Below are 19253 nucleotides of genomic sequence, written 5' to 3' on the forward strand. Positions count from 1 at the left end.
GATTAATATACAAAAAGGAAGCCTTGAATTACACCGAGGCTTCCTTTTTGTATTAATATTATTGTGATTATCTATACGTTGTTATCAGATGATTATTTAGAAATTGTAGAATTATGATTAGCAGCGCGTAAATATCGGAATAAAAAGAGGATTATGATCGCGATCCAGATCGCAAACACTAAGAAAATATTGCTGAATGTATTAGCTCCACCAGCATACCATACACTATTTAAAGACCATGGAGACTTCACACGATCCAATATTAATCCCAGTACCGTTGTACCTATAGCTCCTGAAATAAAGCTTAACATCATATATAATCCCATACCGACACCTACTTGTGCACCATCTAATGTACGAGAGACTGTATTGGCAAGCCCGACTTGAGCAAAAGTCAGCCCTGTATTGCCGATCACAAGTACCCCCATAATCAACCAATACGACCGATCTGTAAATACCCCTAATAGAGCATATGTTATCAGTTGCAGTACAAACGCAATTCGTAGCAAAAATGTATTTCCTTTGCTATCTGCAATCCGTCCACCTACAATTCCAAATATAGCAGCGATCAATGCACCGGGAAACATAATCAGACCAATTGTAAATGAAGATAATTGATGAATACTGCTTAACATTTGTGGGATCAGATATGGAACACATAGATTAAATATCAACGCCAGACAAGCGATAATCATCGTCGTTGTATAGGTCGAATTACGGAAAATAGCCGGATCTAAAAATGGCTGATCCACTTTACGAATATAGATCACAAAAACAATTAGCATGACAATCGTGATAATAGCCAGAATAAGACTGACATTAGTAATTGCTAATAAAAGCAATGTGACTGTTGTCGCTAATAGGATACCACCCCAGATGTCTATTTTCAGCGGACGTACTTGATCTTGATTGAGATATTTGTGAAAAAAAGGAATAGTCACTAACGATAACAAAGAAATCGCAAATAAATAGCGCCAATCTGCAAAACTGGTAATCATGCCGGCGATAATCGGCCCCATCGCCGTACCGAGCGCCATGCCGGAAGAAGTAATTCCAAGCGCTCTTCCCCGCTTTTCAGCAGCTATATAACGAATAGGAATAATCATCGATGATGCTGGAATAACAGAGGCACCTGCGGATTGTAGAATACGACCTGCAATCACCATCCAATAATCTGAAGCGACAAACCCAACAATAGAACCTATCGCAAATAAACATAGTCCAATCGTCATTAAATTTTTGAGCCGATATTTATCTGCTAGCTTGCCATACGTTACCGAACCTATCGCATAGATAATAATATAGGATGTGACTACCCAACTTACTTGAGAGCTACTAAGATCAAAATCGTGACGAATCGAAGGCAAAGCGACGTTAAACATCGTGGAATTCATAACCGAGATAATCATCGCTAACGCTAAAATATAGATAATTTTCATAATATACCTGAGTGCTAGTCTTATACACTCTCTACAGGTGGCATCAGACTAGCACTATTCTTTCCTTTATCTTATTATTCTGGACGGTGACCGCCCGGAGGAGTAACTACTTTGAGATCAAGTGATTGAATATTGGCAATCACACGATCCATACGAAGCGGGCCTGGTGTATCAGGGAAGATATAATGTTCATATTCATCACCTAACAAACGGAAAAACGGTTCAAACAATCCACTTACCAGTACACCTACAAATTTCGTATAGTGTGTATCCAGACGGTAAGAATGTACGGTTCCTGCTGGCACATGCAAGAAATCTCCTGGTAACAATTGAACTTCTTCACCATTCGCCCACATCGTCATCTGTCCTTGTACACAGAAAAATGTCTCGGTATGATGCTCATGATAATGGGATACGATAGCGTCTCCTTTAGGGCCTTCTGTAGATACCATAATATAATCCCCATTTGTAGAAGCTTGCGTTGCGAGTAGACGATGCAGTTGGTCACCTGTTAGCAATTTGGTTCCTTCGCCACTTTCTAATACATACGATTCGACAGCATCTGGAATCACACTGTTATTTACTAATTCATAATCAGGAAATACTGTCTCTGATGTAGCGAAAGTAATATCTGCTGTTTGCGCAGCCTGTTGTAGATGTTCTGTAGCATACGTATGATCGCTTACAGCCGGATACTCATAGGGTGCGTGTGCTTGACCTAATATTTCATAAATATCTGTGACATTCCCTGCAATCGAATAAGAGATAAAAGCATTACGATGGGCAAGCAATTGATACGCATGTTCTGTCATTGGTGGAATATGTGCATAATCACCCGGCAATAATAGATGACTTTGACCGTTGATAACAAATTGAACTTTACCTTCTAATACAAAGATAGATTCGTAAGTATGTTGATGAGTATGAAGCGGGAACGATTCTTCTTTGGGCCCTGAAATAATAGCTGCCGATAAAATATCGCCTGTACTTTGAAAATTCGCTATCACAGTTGCTAACTGTTTACCAAAAAGATAACGTTGTCCTTCTCCTCTACGAAGTAAGTAAGGGGCTAACGTATCTGGTAAATGTGTAATTAATGATGTTGTTGTCATAAGTTCCTCCTGAAATGGTGATGATTAATATAGTCTGTTAACATGTTTGTTGATCTCTTGTACTATTTTATTGTAGCTAAATCTCCAAATTTGAAATATAGTTGAATACGACAAAAAAATAGGAAAAAGCGACATCTGATTATGAAATATAAAGGAGATTCATAATGACATCATCGCCTCGATCATTTGAAATGTTTCAACATCCTTTTCCGATCGAAACCCCCATTTCTTTCCAAATGGTTACGGTAAAAGGTTCTTTTCAAGAACATGCTCATGAATTTTATGAAATTATCTATATAAGTGAAGGCAAAGGAACGTTATTTATTCATAAAGATTCATTACAGATTGAAGAAGGAGACTTATTTTTTATTCCGATCGGGATCCCTCATTTACTCAAATCCGAATCTGCTACACCTGCTGTTCCTTTGCAAATGATGACCTGTATGTTCCAAACAGAGTTGTTAGCTCCTCAAAATACACCAAAAAACGAATTAGAACGTGAATTTGACGCAATAGCCCAATTTTTTCGTCAAAGTGAAGAGTGGTTACGGTATAAAGATCAAGGTGGAGAATTTGCTAGAATGATGTATAGTATGAATTTTGCTGTTAATTCGCAGTCTCCTGGCTACCATTACAAATTATATATTTGCTTGCTTGATTTACTGAATACCATGTACCGACTCAAGCAATTCAGTCTGCTATCCAAACCGGATAAATTAGTGGATCCTGTAGCTTTTGCAATCGAATATATTCAAGTACATTATCGTAACCCACTTAAAATGGAAGAGTTCTGCCAATGGTTATCGATCAGCCCCCGTCATCTACAGCGTAAATTTAAAGAAACAACCGGTTATACGTATACCCGGATGTTGCAACAAGTTCGTGTACAAAAAAGTTGTGAATTGTTAATCAACACTGATTGGAGTATTCAGCAGATTGCAGACGAAGTAGGAATTCATGATATGAAGTACTTTTACCGACTATTTAAAACAAGCTGTGGTCTAACTCCTCTTCATTTCCGCCAACAAAATATTCGTACCAAATAAAAAGAACCTTTCTGCTACAGTGTGTACTGTAACGAAAGGTTCTTTTTTATTGATTATTCAAATCAATTTATCAGCAATAACAGGTTCTGGGATCGGAGAGGAATCGTTTTTTTGCTCTTTTTCAGATGGCATTTGGAATTGACGTACTGAGCGGATAAATAACAGAATAATACCGCATCCTACAATGATAATAGCACTAATGTACAGTACGCTTGCCAAAGGAAATTTCAAAGATAACATCCCACCTACCAAAGCGCCTAGTGGTAGTGCAGCATTAGAAAGAGTGTGCAAGAAAGCCATCACACGCCCCATCAATTCTGTTGGAGTAATAATTTGTATCATAGACGTTTGCAGTACATTAATAATACCTGTAAATATGCCTAGCATTAATACAGCACTTAACTTCATCCATAGAACTGGAGCGATAGCGAATAGATACAGAGATACTCCCATCAGAATCCAGGATAGCGCAATAACCAAGCCATTTTTTTTCATTAAATTGATAAGCCCTGATCCTGCAAATATACCTGCAAAAAAAGCGATATACAGCAAGCTATAATAGATTGGCGAACCATACGATACCGCTAATGCAGGAACCGTAATAATTAAAATAGACATTGCAAAATTAGTTAAAGCATAAAATGGCAACATTACTTTGAGAAATGCATTACGAATAACAAAAGTATACCCTTCTTTTAATTCTGCAAAATAAGAACTCACTTTTGCCGCAGGTGTATTTTCTTCTACTACTGTAATATTCCTTTTATCCAATTGTCTTTTTAACTGAATATAGATAAATCCTGAAAGTAACAGTAATCCACCTGCAAGAAAAAATGTATTCTCCATGCCTATTAGCAAAATAACAGAAGCACCTAATAAATAACCTCCAATATTAACAATCTGATCACTCGATGCAATCATTGAATTAGCCTGTACAATGCGATCGGGTGAACGAATCAACATAGGCAACATCTTATTATTAGCCGGATAAAATAACATAGAAAAACATGATGCAATAAACACTAAAATCAAAATCACAATTAAACTACTATATTGATCGCCAATTAAAAAGGGCACCAGCATAATCAAAACGGCTTGAGCAAAAAGCGATATACTTGCTAATAATGAAGGCGAATACCGATCTACTAGAGGTCCTAATAAAAAGCTAAATATAGAAGCTGCTGAAATGGCTGTAAAAGTAAAGCTAGTGAATGAAACAGATGACGTTGATTTTTGTACAAAATACAGTAAGACAATCGAATAGATACTGTCTGCAACATTAGCTGAAGTCCGAGAGATAAAGAAACGCGTGAATCGGCTGTCTTTAAATAATTGAATCATAATCTCGACTCCTTTGGTCTGTATCCAGAAATAGCGATAATAATTGAGATTGTTGTTGCATCATCATCTGGATCATTTGCATATCTTCTTTATACGGAAGTAAAAGTGATAAATACAATTGATCACCAGTATGCTGTGCAGTCACATAAATAACCGGTTCAATCGTTTTATCTCTGGCATAGGATAAAGGTGAAGATTTTTCGTTTTGAATCATTTGATTCCACTGCTGACCTTCTGCTTCTTGTTCACCTAAATAGTTGAAGACAATAGGCATTCCTGCAAAAGCAGATAATAAATACGCACAAGACTGCGGATAAAGCTCTCTCATTGATTCATTGTAAAGTAAATTAAAAAAGTTAATATGGTGATCTGTGACTGTACTCAATATAGCTTGCATATTAGGTAAAGCTTGATCTGTAGATATTACAATTGGAAGCTGATCAATACATTCGCCAATTTGTTCATAAAAATAATGCTCACTATATTGACGCCCATAATGTGTTAACCATAAAGGAACATCATTTGTTTTAAAATACGTACCTAACACTTTTGCTGTTAATTGCAGTAGCATATCCATAGGTACAAAAGAATCTGCTGTCTCTGGATGCTCATATTCAAAATATCCTTCCCATTTACTGTAATGATTGCGAAGAGAAGAAGTTGTTTTTTGCTGAATATGCTGGCTACTGAAAGAGAACTTTTCTAATTCAAAAGAAGTATTTAATTGTTCATCTGTCATACGCTGTGGCCCTTGAAGAATTAGCTGAGTATAATCGTCATAATTAATCTGGTTGTAAGCTACAGATTCGTTATTTTTAGCACACTCATATTCCCGTGTTAATTCTGCTTTGAGAATATCCCCGCTCATACCATCAAAAATAAGATGAGAACAAGCAAATAAAATTAAATGGCGTTCTGGTTGGAGTCGTACTAATAGAACTCGATATAATGGATTGGCTTCTAATACATATGAAGTCATATACAACTCTGGTAATAAAAACGATAATATCGTTTGCTGTTGTGCTTCTGGATAAGCTAACAAATCTAATGTTGGCAAATAATCTCCATATTGTTCTACATGTATATTCCAATCATGAACCTGCCATTTCCAAGATTGTTGATCTTTAATGAATGTACTTCGTAATAATGGATATCGATGTACTACATTTGCAAAAGCTTGGGCAAGACAGTCTACATTCACTTCATTGTTCAATGGAATAACAACACCTGAACATTCTGGATGAAGTATATGATGATGTTGTACAGGTGCAATCGGGTATACGTCTGTAGTAGATGATTGCATCGTGTATTGATGCCAGTACGTATTCTTACTACGGATTTCTTCATTCCACTGTTGTAGCTGTGCTTCTGTAATCTCTTGCTGTTCTGCAACGTTGAAATCAATAGTCTTATACGATTTAGTAGGTACTGATAGATGAAGAGTATCATTCTGGTGTAAATACAAATTGGATAAAGTCCGAATCGTCTGATGCTGAAATAGTTGGTGAATATTCAAAGAGATTCCCTGCTCTTTCGCTTTGGATATCAATTGAATTCCTTTAAGTGAATGTCCGCCACACTCAAAAAAACGATCGTCTATTCCGACTTTGTCCATGTCTAACACATCTGCCCAGATCTGAGCTAATATATGCTCTTGTTCATTACGAGGTGCTACATAATCCTGAACTGACTCCATATTCAACTCTGGCTGTGGCAATGCTTGACGATTCACTTTACCATTCGTATTTAATGGTAACTCTGATAAAAATACATAATAACTAGGAATCATATAATCTGGTAATCTTCCAGTAAGATAATTACGAATTTCTGCATTGGATAACGGTTCTCTAGTAGCAATATAGGCGCATAGATTCTTTTGTTCATCTTGACTAGTAAGGATCGTAATATACACTTGATTAACTAAATCATGATGAAGTAGTACTTTTTCTATTTCACTTGGTTCAATTCGGTACCCACGAATTTTTACTTGATGATCGATTCGACCTAAATATTCTATTCTACCATCTGTTAACCATCTACCTAGATCACCTGTACGATACATGCGTTCTGCTGAAATACTATCATTTCTTACAAATTGCTCGGCAGTAAGATCATCTCGATTCAAATATCCACGTGCTACTCCGTCTCCACCAACCCATATCTCTCCTGGTACTCCTGGTGGTAATACATGACCTGATTCACTGACAATATAAGCTGTCGAGTGCATAATCGGTCGGCCGATAGGAATAGACTGGTCAGTAACAATAGGGGGGATCGTATAACAACAAGAAAAAGTAGTATTTTCTGTCGGCCCATATCCGTTAATCATCGTTACTTGAGGGCATTGTTGTTGTACACGAGCTACTATTTTGGGTGAAAGAACATCTCCACCAATAATCAATTGTCGTAAAGATTGGAAAAGGTCAGACTTTTGTAGTGCTAACTGATTGAATAATGGTGATGTTAGCCACATCGTTGTAATCTTATTCTCCAGCAATACTGCGTGTAATTTTTCAGCATCCAGAATACTCTCATTAGGTACAAGACATAGACTTAATCCATTCAGCAATGATCCCCAAATTTCAAATGTACAAGCATCAAATACTAATGCGCCTGTCATTAAAATACGATCCGATGGAGTCAACTGAATATAATCAGTTTCTTTTACCAAACGAATCACATTTCGATGTTCGATCATGACCCCTTTCGGTTGACCTGTCGATCCAGAGGTATACATTACATAAGCCAAATCATTTGCTTGATTTATTAATGGTAAAGAGTCAGTACGTGCATCATAAGATGTAGATTCTTGCAGATTTAGAATCACACCTTCAAATTCTAGACGATACGAATCAGACGTATCATTCATAGTTAATACTATAGAGATTTGGCTATCGGCAAGCATATATTGGATGCGCTCTGCCGGGTAAGAAGCATCAATAGGTACATAAGCTCCACCTGCTTTGAGAATAGCCAGAATACCAATAATCATATTCGGTGAACGCTCCGGTATAATACCTATAAGCATGTCCGGTGTGACACCTAACGACTTCAGTTTCCAAGCTAATGCATTAGATTTATCTTCTAATGCTTGATAGCTCCAGATATCCTGACCGCATATCACTGCGGATGTATTAGCATGTTGGATGACTTGGTGTTTCCATAATTCCTGGATTGTAGCTTCTCGCGGATATGCTGTATAAGGTGGATTGAATTCTACTATAATACTCTTCTGTTGCTCTTCAGATATTAGCTTCATATCTTCAAGCAGCATATGCGGATGATTCACTAACTGCTGAAGCAATTCTACATATTGTGTAGCCATCTGCTGAATCGTAGTATCCTCATATAGATGCACTGCATATTCAAAATGTAATAATAATCCATCCTCTTCTTCTATGGTCAAAGACAGATCGAACTTCGATGTGTCTGCCTTGATAGAAATTGGTGTAAATGTTAGCTGATTCACTTCGATTGACGAAGAACCTGTATTTTGTAATGTAAATATCGTATCGAATAAGGGATTACGACTTAAATCACGCTTCACATTCAATTGCTCTATCAAAAGCTCTAATGGCATTTGTTCATGCTGAAATGCGGCTAACGTTCTTTCTTTCACTGTATTTAGAAATTGGGAAAAACTTTGTTCTTTTATTGGATAATTTCGCAATGCCAGCATATTTACAAACATTCCCATCATACCTTGTAGATCTGCGTGATTTCTTCCTGCTACTGGTGTACCAACAATAATATCTTCCTGTCCGGTATATTTGGAAAGTAAAATATAATATGCAGAAAGAAGAAGCATATACATTGTTGATTGATGTTGTCCTCCTACTTGTCGTAGTTGATCTGTCAGTGCAACATCCACTTGTACTGTGAAAGATCGTCCAGCAAAACGTTGTTGTACTGGACGAGGGAAATCGGTATGCATATTCAAAACAGGAAGTTCCCCTTCTAATTCTTTCAGCCAAAAAGATTGATGTTCTTCTAACAAACCTGCTTGCAGTTGTTGTTGGTGCCATACCGTATAATCTCTGTAATGCACAGGTAACTCGGTTAGTGTTGCCCCTGCATATAATTGATTAAATTCTAATGTAAGTCTTTCCATCGAACTTCCATCAGAGATCAAATGATGAATATCTATAATTAAGATATATTCATCGTTATGAAGATTGAGCAAGCCAGTACGTAATAATGGTGCACTTTCTCTATGAAATGGACGAACAAACATGGATAGTAGATCTGTCATATCAAGATGATTGGCATTTGAATATTCCAGGTGTTCTATATTCCAATCTATAAGTGAACTATCATGTACTTTCTGATAATACTCCTCACCTTCTCGATAAAAAGAAGTACGCAAAGCTTCATGACGTTCAATTAATTGTCTAAATACTTTATTCATCCGTACCATATCAGGCTTGCCCTGAATATGTAACAATAGTGGAATATGATAGGTCGTACCCACGTCTGCAATCTCTTCAATCATCAGTAACCTTTTTTGAGCAGAAGAGACTGGATATGAATATTGATCAGCGATCCGCGGAATCGAGGTATGTAGAGCAGGACGAGCACTCTCAATGTAATGAGCTTGATCCTGTAATACCGGATATTCAAAAATATGTCGTAATGAAATTTCGACCCCTAGTGTTTTCGCAATTTGCGAGATCAGCACAACTGCTTTTAAAGAATGACCTCCACGTTCAAAAAAATGATCATACCGTCCAATAGGTTCAACGCCTAGAATATCTGCCCACAGTGCAGCAAGCTGACATTCTGTATCTGTTATAGGCGCTTCATACTCCTCGCTAGACAAAATCTCTGTATCCGGCAATGGTAGTGCTTTGCGATCAATTTTCCCATTAGGGGTTAGTGGAAATTCCTCCAAAAGTACAATATGAGCTGGTACCATATAAGCTGGCAACTGTTCTTGCATATATTGACGCCACTGATTTGAAGATATATTCGACTGATCACGAATAGATTCTTTATCAGCCAGCGTAATATAAGCACACATTGTTTTTTCCCCTTGAAGTTCATGCACAATGACAGTCGCTTCTTGAATCTGCGGATGATTGACAAGCTTACTTTCAATCTCACCAAGTTCAATTCGATATCCACGAATCTTCACTTGATGGTCAATTCTCCCTAGATATTCTAACTGCCCATTAGGTAGCCAGCGTACTAGATCACCTGTACGATAAATCCGTTCTCCTTGTAAAAAAGGATGAACTATAAACTTCTCTGCGGTTAAGTCTGATCGTTGCCAGTATCCTCTTGCTAGTACATCTCCACCAATATATAGTTCACCTGCAATTCCGCGTGGAGTTAATTGCTGATCCGAATTCATTACATATAAATGAGTATTCCATACTGGTTCACCAATCGGAATCGTACCCGATAGATCTTGCTGTGCGCCACGTACACTTTTCCAAATAGATACACAGATCGTCGCTTCTGTTGGGCCATAAGCATTACAATAGTCTACGTAAGGATTCCAACGACGTACCAGTTCAATCGACGATTCAGAACCACCTGTAATCAATAAGCGTAATGAAGGTAACTGTTCAGGTTCCAAATAAACAGCAAAATTAGGCGGTAACATTGCTACTGTAATTTGATGCATGTTAATCCATTTTGTAAAATAATCAATATTGATCAATTTTTCTTTAGGAGCTAGATATAAGGTTCCACCCATAAATAACGCCATATACATTTCCCACACCGAAGCATCAAAAGACAGATTTGCAAATTGAACAATCCGATCATTCGATGTCAATTCAAATGTGTGCTCATAAGTTAATCTCATATTGGCCATACCATGATGCTCTACAAGAACACCTTTGGGCGTGCCGGTTGTGCCTGATGTATAAATAACATATGCTACATGATCGGAAGTAACTTTAGTAGGAATATAGGTATAGTTATGTTGATAAAGAGAAGCATCATCAAGATCTAGAATGCTACCATCAAATGAGATATTTTTATCTAAATGACGATGAGTCAGCAATAATGATGTTTGACTGTCTTTTAACATAAATTCAATCCGTGCTGTTGGATATTCAGGATCTATTGGTAAATATGCAGCTCCTGCTTTGAGAATTCCCAGTATTCCTACAACCATCTGAAGTGAACGTTCTGGCATTACGGCAATTATATGGTCAGGAACAACACCTTGCTGTTGCAGATAAGCGGCTAGTTGATTTGATTGTTCATTTAACTCTGTGTACGTCATAAATTGATCTTCATAAACGATTGCTTTTTGATGCGGATAAAGTAAAACTTGTTGTTCAAACAGACCATGAATCGTCTGTTCGCGATCATACGTTGCTGTCAAACGATTCAGATCTATAACTAATTCATGTTGCTCTGATGCTGTTAGCATCTGAATAGTACGTATTAACGCATCTGGTGCAGACACCATAGCTTGCAGAATATTTAGATAATGATCATGGAATGCTATAATCGTTTGTTTGTCATATAGATGACTAGCATAATCCCAATGGATCATTAGCTCATCCGCTGAACTAGATTCTTCAGCAATTAATGTAAGATCAAACTTCGCTGTACGGGTTACATTCTGATACGGCTGAAATTGTAGTCCTTGAACTTCTATACTTTCAGGTTGAGCATGTTGATACGAAAATACAGTATCAAATAATGGATTACGACTAATGTCTCTTGGAACACCAATCTTTTCAACAATATGTTCTAAAGGATAGTGTTCGTATTGAAAAGCTTCTAATACATGTTGTTTTACTTCTTGTAAAAAGGCGGCAACTGCTTTGTCACCTGACGGATATTGACGTAACGGAAGTGTATTAACAAACATTCCAATTAGCGGTTGCAATGTAGAGTAAGATCTTCCTGCTACAGGTGTACCCACAATCAAATCTTGTTGATCTGTGTATTTATGCAAAAGAATATAATATGCTGACAAAAGTACCATATACATCGTGCATCCTTGTTGTATCGCTAATTGCTTCATAGATCGAAGTAATGATCTATCCAGCGTAGCGGAAAAACGTTCACCATCAAATTGTTGTACAGATGGACGTAAGAAATCTGTTGCTAACTGAAGAACAGGTAGTTCTCCTTGAAGAGTATTTAGCCAAAACTTTTCTTGATCTTTCCAATGTCCTTCTGTTAGTTGATGCTGTTGCCATACTGCATAATCTTTGTACTGTATAGACAAAGGTGGTAAAGACTCACCGCTATATAATTGAATAAATTCAGTCGTTAATCGCTCCATAGATAATCCGTCTGAGATCAGATGATGTATATCTAACATGAGCAAATGTTCTTGTTCATTGAACTGAATAACTTGTACTCGCATTAAAGGAGCCTTTTCTATAATAAAAGGAACCATAAAAGCAGTAATTAGTTCATCAATAATTGCATCTGTTTTTTGCTGAGAGTTATGGTAAGTTACTTCAAAAGCAATCTCTTCGAGCGAATGAATCTGTTGTACCCTTTTCCCATCTTCTTGCGGAAAAGAAGTACGTAAAGATTCATGACGCTGAATCAATTGTTTGAATGCTTGAGTAAGCTTTTGCTGATCTAATACACCATACAATTGAACGATCATCGGCATATGATAGGCTAATGATGCACCGCCTATTTCCTGTACCAACAATAAGCGGTGTTGTGCGGTCGATACAGGATAATAAGCTTGAAGAGAAGCAGGTGTAATAGTGGTCGATTGCTGACTTGTGATTTGAACAGTTGTAGTATGCGCTAATCCTTCACGAGACATGCGTGCTTCCAGCAATTTACGTTGTTCTGGAGAAAGATTGGCAATACGTTGTGCTAAATCCATCCGTTTGATTCGCCCCTTTGCATGTTATCGTGTTATAACTGCTCCATACTTTCCACTTCTCGTAATAACTCTTCAAACCGGCGCAATTCTTCTTGTTCCAGCATAATCTGATCTGCTGTCATTTGAATCGTAGGATATTGGAAAAAATGACGAAGATCGAGTTGTATCCCCCACTTTTCTCGCAATCGTACAATAAATAATGATGCATTTAACGAATGTCCACCCAGTTCAAAAAAGGAATGTTGAATACCAATTTGTGCTTGAGGATGATGTAAAAGATCAGACCACAATTCAATTAAATCTTGATCTATTTCGTGACGTGGAGCGATATAATCGGTTAATACAATCGTTTCTGTCTCCACATGCAGCAGAGCTTTACGATCAATTTTGCCATTTGGTGTTAATGGCATCATATCTATTATTGCAAAAGATGAAGGAACCATATACTCTGGTAAATGAGCAAGTAAATGATTCTGGATATCAGCCACTAACGTATTCGATGTTGAATCTTTTAATACCAAATAAGCAGCTAATGTATATACCCCGCTATGATCTTGAACTGCTAACACAATGGCTTCATTTACATCAGGTAGGCTAGTAAGTATTTCTTCAATTTCTCCAAGTTCAATACGATATCCGCGAACTTTTACTTGATGATCAATGCGCCCCAAAAACTCAATCTCACCTGAAGGTAACCAGCGTGCCAGATCACCTGTTTTATACATTTTAGAAGATAGATGCTGAATTGAATGACTGGTATCTGAAGAAATAAAAGGATTCGAATGTACTTTATCAGCTATCGATAATGCATACGGATTAGGAACAAATTTTTCATCAGTAAGGTCATTTTGTTGCCAATACCCGCGAGCTAGGCCTGCCCCAGCAATACATAATTCACCAGCTATACCGATAGGTTGCAATTGATTGTGCTCATTCACAATATGAATCTGTGTATTCAAAATCGGATGTCCGATTCGAACTTCTGTAGCATGAGTTAATTCATAGATCGCTGACCATACCGTTGTCTCTGTAGGTCCATACATATTGTAAATTCGTAGATGTTTAAATGATTGTACCGCTTGTAATAAGCTTAGTGGTAAAGCTTCTCCACCAATCAAAAGCTCTTGTACATGGTTGAGACATTGAGCGTCTTCTACACTATTCATCAACATTTGTAGACGAGACGGTGTCATCTGGATCATATCGATATGATGATACTGAATACATGCAGCTAATTGATGTGGATCTCTCTGCTGAATTTCTTCAGCGATCACAACAGTCATACCACTACTTAACGGAACCAATGTTTCCAATACAAAAATATCAAATGACAATGTAGTTAAAGCAAGTACTTTACGCCCTTCCGAGAAGTTAAGCTCTTGTCGCATTGCACTGATAAAATTAACTACGGATTGATGCTGAAGCATAACTCCTTTGGGTTGCCCTGTAGAACCGGAAGTATAGATAACATAAGCTAAGTGCTCTGCTTGAACTTCTGTAATTCCTTTGACTGGCTGTGTCGATGCTGTAGTCCATTCACGATCATCAGCTAAGATCACAGTGCCCGAGTATTCCCAATCTTGAACCAAATGACGTTGTGTAATTAATATAGAAGCTTCACTATTCGCTAACATGTATTGCACACGAGCAGCAGGATAATCAGGATCAATCGGTACATATGCACTACCAGATTTTAAAATGGCTAACAGACTAATGATCATCAAATCTGAACGTTCAGTCATCAGTCCAATTAGGCGATCTGGACCTGAACCATGACTCATTAGTAAATGAGCTAATTGATTCGCTTGTTCATCTAACTGCTGATACGTTAATTGATGTTCAGCCCAGATCAAAGCTATAGCATCTGGTGTCTGGCGTACTTGCTGTTCAAACCATCCATGAATAGTAAGCTGATCTGAATAAGATGATGCAACTGGATTAAATTGAGATAGTAATATTTCTTTTTCTGATGGTGTTACCATATCTAATTCGGATAGCCGCGCTTCAGGAGACTGCATAATAGCGCGCAATAGACATAACCAATGTTCGGCTAATTGCTCAATCGTTTCCTTTTTAAATAAGTGTGTAGCATACTCCCATTGGAATTGAATATGTTGCTCTTGTTCTTCAACTTGCAAAGTTAAATCTACTTTGGATACTGCTGCATTATATTCGTAAGAATTCCATAACACATCATGGCTTGCTGTCGTATCAAATTCCATCGTTTGTACAATTAGCATGACATCAAATAATGGATTTCGACTCAGATCGCGTCGCAATGACAAACCATCTATCATTTGCTCAATCGGCAATTCCTGATGTTCAAAAGCTTCGATAGAGCATTGTTGAATCTCTTTGAGAAATTGTGTAAAGGTATGCTCTGGTTGTGGTCGGCTACGCATAGCTAATGTATTCACAAACATACCTACTATAGATTGAATATCAGCATGCGGTCTTCCAGCTATTGGTGAGCCTGTTATAATATCTTGTTGACTGGTGTATTTATGCAATAAGGTATGGTAAGCCGCTAACAACAGCATATATAATGTGACTCCATGATCTGCTGCTACTTTTTTGAGTTGCACTGTTTCAACTTCATTTAGTGTAGTTAAAAGATGAGCACCTTCAAATTGTTGAAGTGCAGGTCTTGGAAAATCAGTAGGTAGATTTAATACTGGTAATTCTCCTGATAGTTGTTCCAGCCAATATTCACGTTGCTTCTGAAAATGATCGGATTGTTTTTGTTGCCACACCGCATAATCTTTGTAATGCAATTTTGGAGCAGGCAGTGACTGACCTTCATATAAACGATTAAATTCATCTGTAATAATAGTCAGAGATACTCCATCAGCAATAATATGGTGCATATCAATCAGTAATGCACTTCCACTATTAGCAAACTGTATGATTTGTGCGCGTAGCAATGGTGCTTGACTCAGATCAAAAGGACGTATAAAAGAATCAATAATCTGATCCAGTGTATTATCTGTAGTATTAGAAATGGACTGGTAATCAAGGTCGGATTGTAGCACTTCAAGTTGAAAATAAGCTTGATGATGAATATGCTGTACAGGTTGTCCATCTATAAATGTAAATGAAGTGCGGAAAGATTCATGCCTTTGAATCAATTGCTCAAAAACCGATTGTAAACGTAAAATGTCTACTTCTTGTGCTGTAATAAGTACATGTGGAATATGGTAAGCATAACTATCTTGTTCCAATTGATCCAAAATCAATAACCGTCGCTGCGCAGAAGTAACTGGATAATACATTTGTTCAGGTGCAGATGGAATCGCTTGATTCATTTCATATTCACTTGTCGCAATACATGTAGCCATATCTCGCAAAATAGGATATTTGAAAATATAACGTAAAGGTATATCTATCTGATATTGTTGATGAATCAGAGCGACTAATTGAGATGCTTTTAAAGAATGTCCACCTAATTGGAAAAAGGAATCTGTCGCACTAACGACTTTAACATGAAGTAATTGCTGCCATATACCAGCTAATTTTTCTTCGATGTCGCCTGTTGGTTGTACATATTCTGTAGCTGTTCGATCCAGTTCAATGTGTTGTAAATATCGACGATCTATCTTGCCATTAGAGGTCACAGGCATATTGGCAATCATAATAAAATGAGTCGGAATCATATACTCGGGCAATTTAGAAGCTATACGTGTACGGATCTCATTTTCAACTAAAATGGTTTGTTCATCGCTTACTAGATAAGCACATAATACAGCTTGATGTTGTTCATCACGACGATCGAGCACAATACACTCTTTGATTGATGGGTCTTCAAGTAAAACAGATTCGATCTCTCCTAATTCGATACGATATCCACGAATTTTGACCTGATGATCTAAACGTCCCATGTATTCAATATTGCCATCAGGCAACCAGCGTGCCAGATCACCTGTACGATACATAAGCTGTTGAGGTTGATGTGGAATACGTACAAATTTTTCAGCAGTAAGTTGCTCACGATTGAGATATCCTCTAGCCAATCCTACACCTGCAATACATAATTCCCCCGGTACACCCACTGGCTGAGGAAGCTGAGAAGTATTCATAATATACAATTGAATATTATCGATCGGACGCCCGATCGGCACGAATTGCATACTTTCCTCTTGTTGTGAACAATCATAATAAGACACATCAATAGTAGCTTCAGTAGGGCCATATAAATTAATAAGACGTGTCTGATTCGTATCATACAAAAGATGATTAAAACGGTTGACCTGTTGCATCTGCAAAGCTTCTCCACTAGCAAATACATACCGAAGACTAGACAACCTTTCCACTTCTGATTTCATTTCAAGATGCTCTAAAAAAACAGACAACATTGATGGCACAAAGTGCATTGTAGTCACTTCATACTGGGCAATCGCTTCTATAATCATGGCTGGATCTTTTTCAGCCTCTGGTTCTAAAAAGACTACACTTGCTCCCTGTGTACTCCACCAGAATAATTCCCAGACGGAAACGTCAAAACTGTAAGGTGTTTTTTGTAAAATAACATCTTCTGAAGTAAGTGGATATTGTGTTTGCATCCAATGAATACGATTTACTAATGATCTGTGCTCAATCATCGCTCCTTTTGGATTGCCTGTTGTCCCAGACGTGTAAATCACATACGCCAGATGAGACGGCTGTGTAACGATAGCATTTTGTTCATACTCATAAGTTTCATTCTTTTCATCATTGAGCTTGTCTACAACAAGCAAATAAAGATGCTCTGGTAAGCGTGTTTCATGCTTCAATGTAGTTACTACTATCTGTGTACCACTATCTTGAAGGATGAATTCTAAACGTTCTTGCGGATGAGCAGGATCAAGTGGAAGATAAGCTGCTCCTGCTTTTAAAATAGCCAGCAGACTAACCATCATGTAATGTGAACGTTCCATCATAATACCTACAATATGATCAGCACCAACACCTTGAGCACGCAACATATGAGCCAATTGACTGGACTGTTGGTCCAATTCCTTGTAAGTAAGCGAAGTATGCGTATCTCTTACAGCCAATTGATTCGGTGTACGCTCTACTTGTTCTGCAAACCACTCATGAATTGTAAGGTGAGAAGGATACGCTGCATTGGTAGTATTAAATTCTTCTACAACTTGCGTCCATTCATCAGCAGTAAGCAATTGGATATCTGACAATAGGATATCCGGTGTATGTATAATTTGTTCGATCACACGAGTTAGATGATCTGCCATTCGAAGCATAGATGATGATTCATAACGATGCAAATTGTAGGAAAATGAAATTTCTAACTCTTCGCCCGGAATAACCATTACGGTCAAATCATAGTTAGTTTGTTCAAATCCGTCGACATCTACGATATGCAGATCCGTACTATCGTTGGAACCGTTATGAGTGATTTCTTCAGATAACGGATAATTTTCAAAAACAAGAATATGTGATAATAGATTGTGCTTCAATACCGACTGATTCTGAAGTTCAGCAAGAGATTGATAACTGTACTGATTTCCTTCATTCATTGCAGTTTGCATCTGGACTAATAGTGCGGAAAATGTCTGTTGCTCTGCGCTTTGCACCCGTACAGGTAAAGTATTAATAAATAAACCTACCATTTCTTCGATCCCTACAATATCTTCAGGTCTCCCGGAGACTACAGCACCAAATACAACATCACGGCGGTAATTATAACTTTGAAGCATCACTCCCCATGCTGCCTGAAATACAGTACTTACTGTTACTTGATGTTGTCTTGCTAACTGTTCTAACTGATTGGTTAGCTTTGAATCCCAGCGAAACGTATGCTGGGCTAATTCAAATTCATGCAGACCATTATCCACTGAACGAAGATAACCTGGAATAAGCGTTTCTTGATCTAATCCTTCTAAATACTGATTCCAATAATTTGATGCTTCTATCTTATCCTGACGTTCTATCCATTGAATAAATTGACTAAATGGATATACCGTTTCTAAATGAACAGTAGTTTGATCACGTAAAGACTTATAAATTGCAAAAAAGTCTTTGGCTACAATACCTAGACACCAACCGTCCATTATAATGTGAGGAAAACTCCATACTAGCTTCGATAATCCTTCTCCCCATTGAAAAAGAGCAATACGTAAAGGCACATCGGTCTCTAGATGAAATCCAGTTGCACGATCTTGTTGCTGAAACTCTGCTAGTAGCTGTTGTTTCTGAGCTTCAGAATTCTGACGTACATCTTGAACAATAATTTTAGGTGCTTCACGTTCTTTGACAACTACTTGCAAAGGACGTTCTGTTTCTTTATGCAAAAAAATAGTACGAAAAACGTCATAACGATTCACAATCTGTTGCAGACTTTGTTGAACCCAATAAGGGTTCAACGTCTCCTGCAATGTAATCACATTTTGTTGAAAATAAGTGTCTGAATCAGGATCTAATAATGCATGGTATAACATACCTTCTTGCATTGGAGATAACGGGTAAATATCTTGAATTTGTGGCTGACTCAAAGTGC

The 19253-nt window shown here is 37.6% G+C and carries 6 protein-coding genes; 1 reads left to right on the top strand and 5 read right to left on the bottom strand.

Annotation, left to right across the window (positions count from 1 at the left end):
- Positions 1 to 92 precede the first annotated feature (92 nt).
- The gene (locus tag PQ460_RS13010) at positions 93 to 1439 is read right to left on the bottom strand and encodes an MFS transporter (RefSeq protein ID WP_274170055.1); all 1347 of its coding nucleotides are present in this window, start codon (positions 1437 to 1439) and stop codon (positions 93 to 95) included.
- Positions 1440 to 1513: 74 nt separating this feature from the next.
- Positions 1514 to 2551 carry a quercetin 2,3-dioxygenase gene (locus PQ460_RS13015; protein ID WP_274170056.1) on the bottom strand — a complete coding sequence of 346 codons (1038 nt, stop codon included), beginning with the start codon at positions 2549 to 2551 and terminating at the stop codon, positions 1514 to 1516.
- Positions 2552 to 2715: 164 nt separating this feature from the next.
- On the opposite strand from PQ460_RS13015, the gene PQ460_RS13020 reads away from it, so the two are divergent.
- On the top strand, positions 2716 to 3597 hold the full coding sequence (locus PQ460_RS13020) for an AraC family transcriptional regulator (RefSeq protein WP_274170057.1): 882 nt from the start codon (positions 2716 to 2718) through the stop codon (positions 3595 to 3597).
- 57 nt (positions 3598 to 3654) lie between these two features.
- Here the strand turns inward: PQ460_RS13020 and PQ460_RS13025 are convergent, their stop codons facing one another.
- Genes PQ460_RS13025 through PQ460_RS13035 form a run of 3 tightly spaced genes read right to left on the bottom strand, consistent with a single transcriptional unit; the run spans position 3655 to position 19248 of the window.
- Positions 3655 to 4938 carry an MFS transporter gene (locus PQ460_RS13025; RefSeq protein ID WP_274170058.1) on the bottom strand — a complete coding sequence of 428 codons (1284 nt, stop codon included), beginning with the start codon at positions 4936 to 4938 and terminating at the stop codon, positions 3655 to 3657.
- Positions 4922 to 12760, bottom strand: coding sequence for a non-ribosomal peptide synthetase (locus tag PQ460_RS13030; protein ID WP_274170059.1), 7839 nt, complete (start codon positions 12758 to 12760; stop codon positions 4922 to 4924). The genes PQ460_RS13025 and PQ460_RS13030 overlap by 17 nt, the downstream gene beginning before the upstream one ends.
- Positions 12761 to 12792: 32 nt before the next feature.
- The gene (locus PQ460_RS13035) at positions 12793 to 19248 is read right to left on the bottom strand and encodes a non-ribosomal peptide synthetase (RefSeq protein WP_274170060.1); all 6456 of its coding nucleotides are present in this window, start codon (positions 19246 to 19248) and stop codon (positions 12793 to 12795) included.
- Positions 19249 to 19253 lie beyond the last annotated feature (5 nt).

Source organism: Paenibacillus sp. KACC 21273 (genome assembly GCF_028736095.1).
In the GTDB taxonomy this organism is placed as follows: domain Bacteria; phylum Bacillota; class Bacilli; order Paenibacillales; family Paenibacillaceae; genus Saccharibacillus; species Saccharibacillus kyungheensis.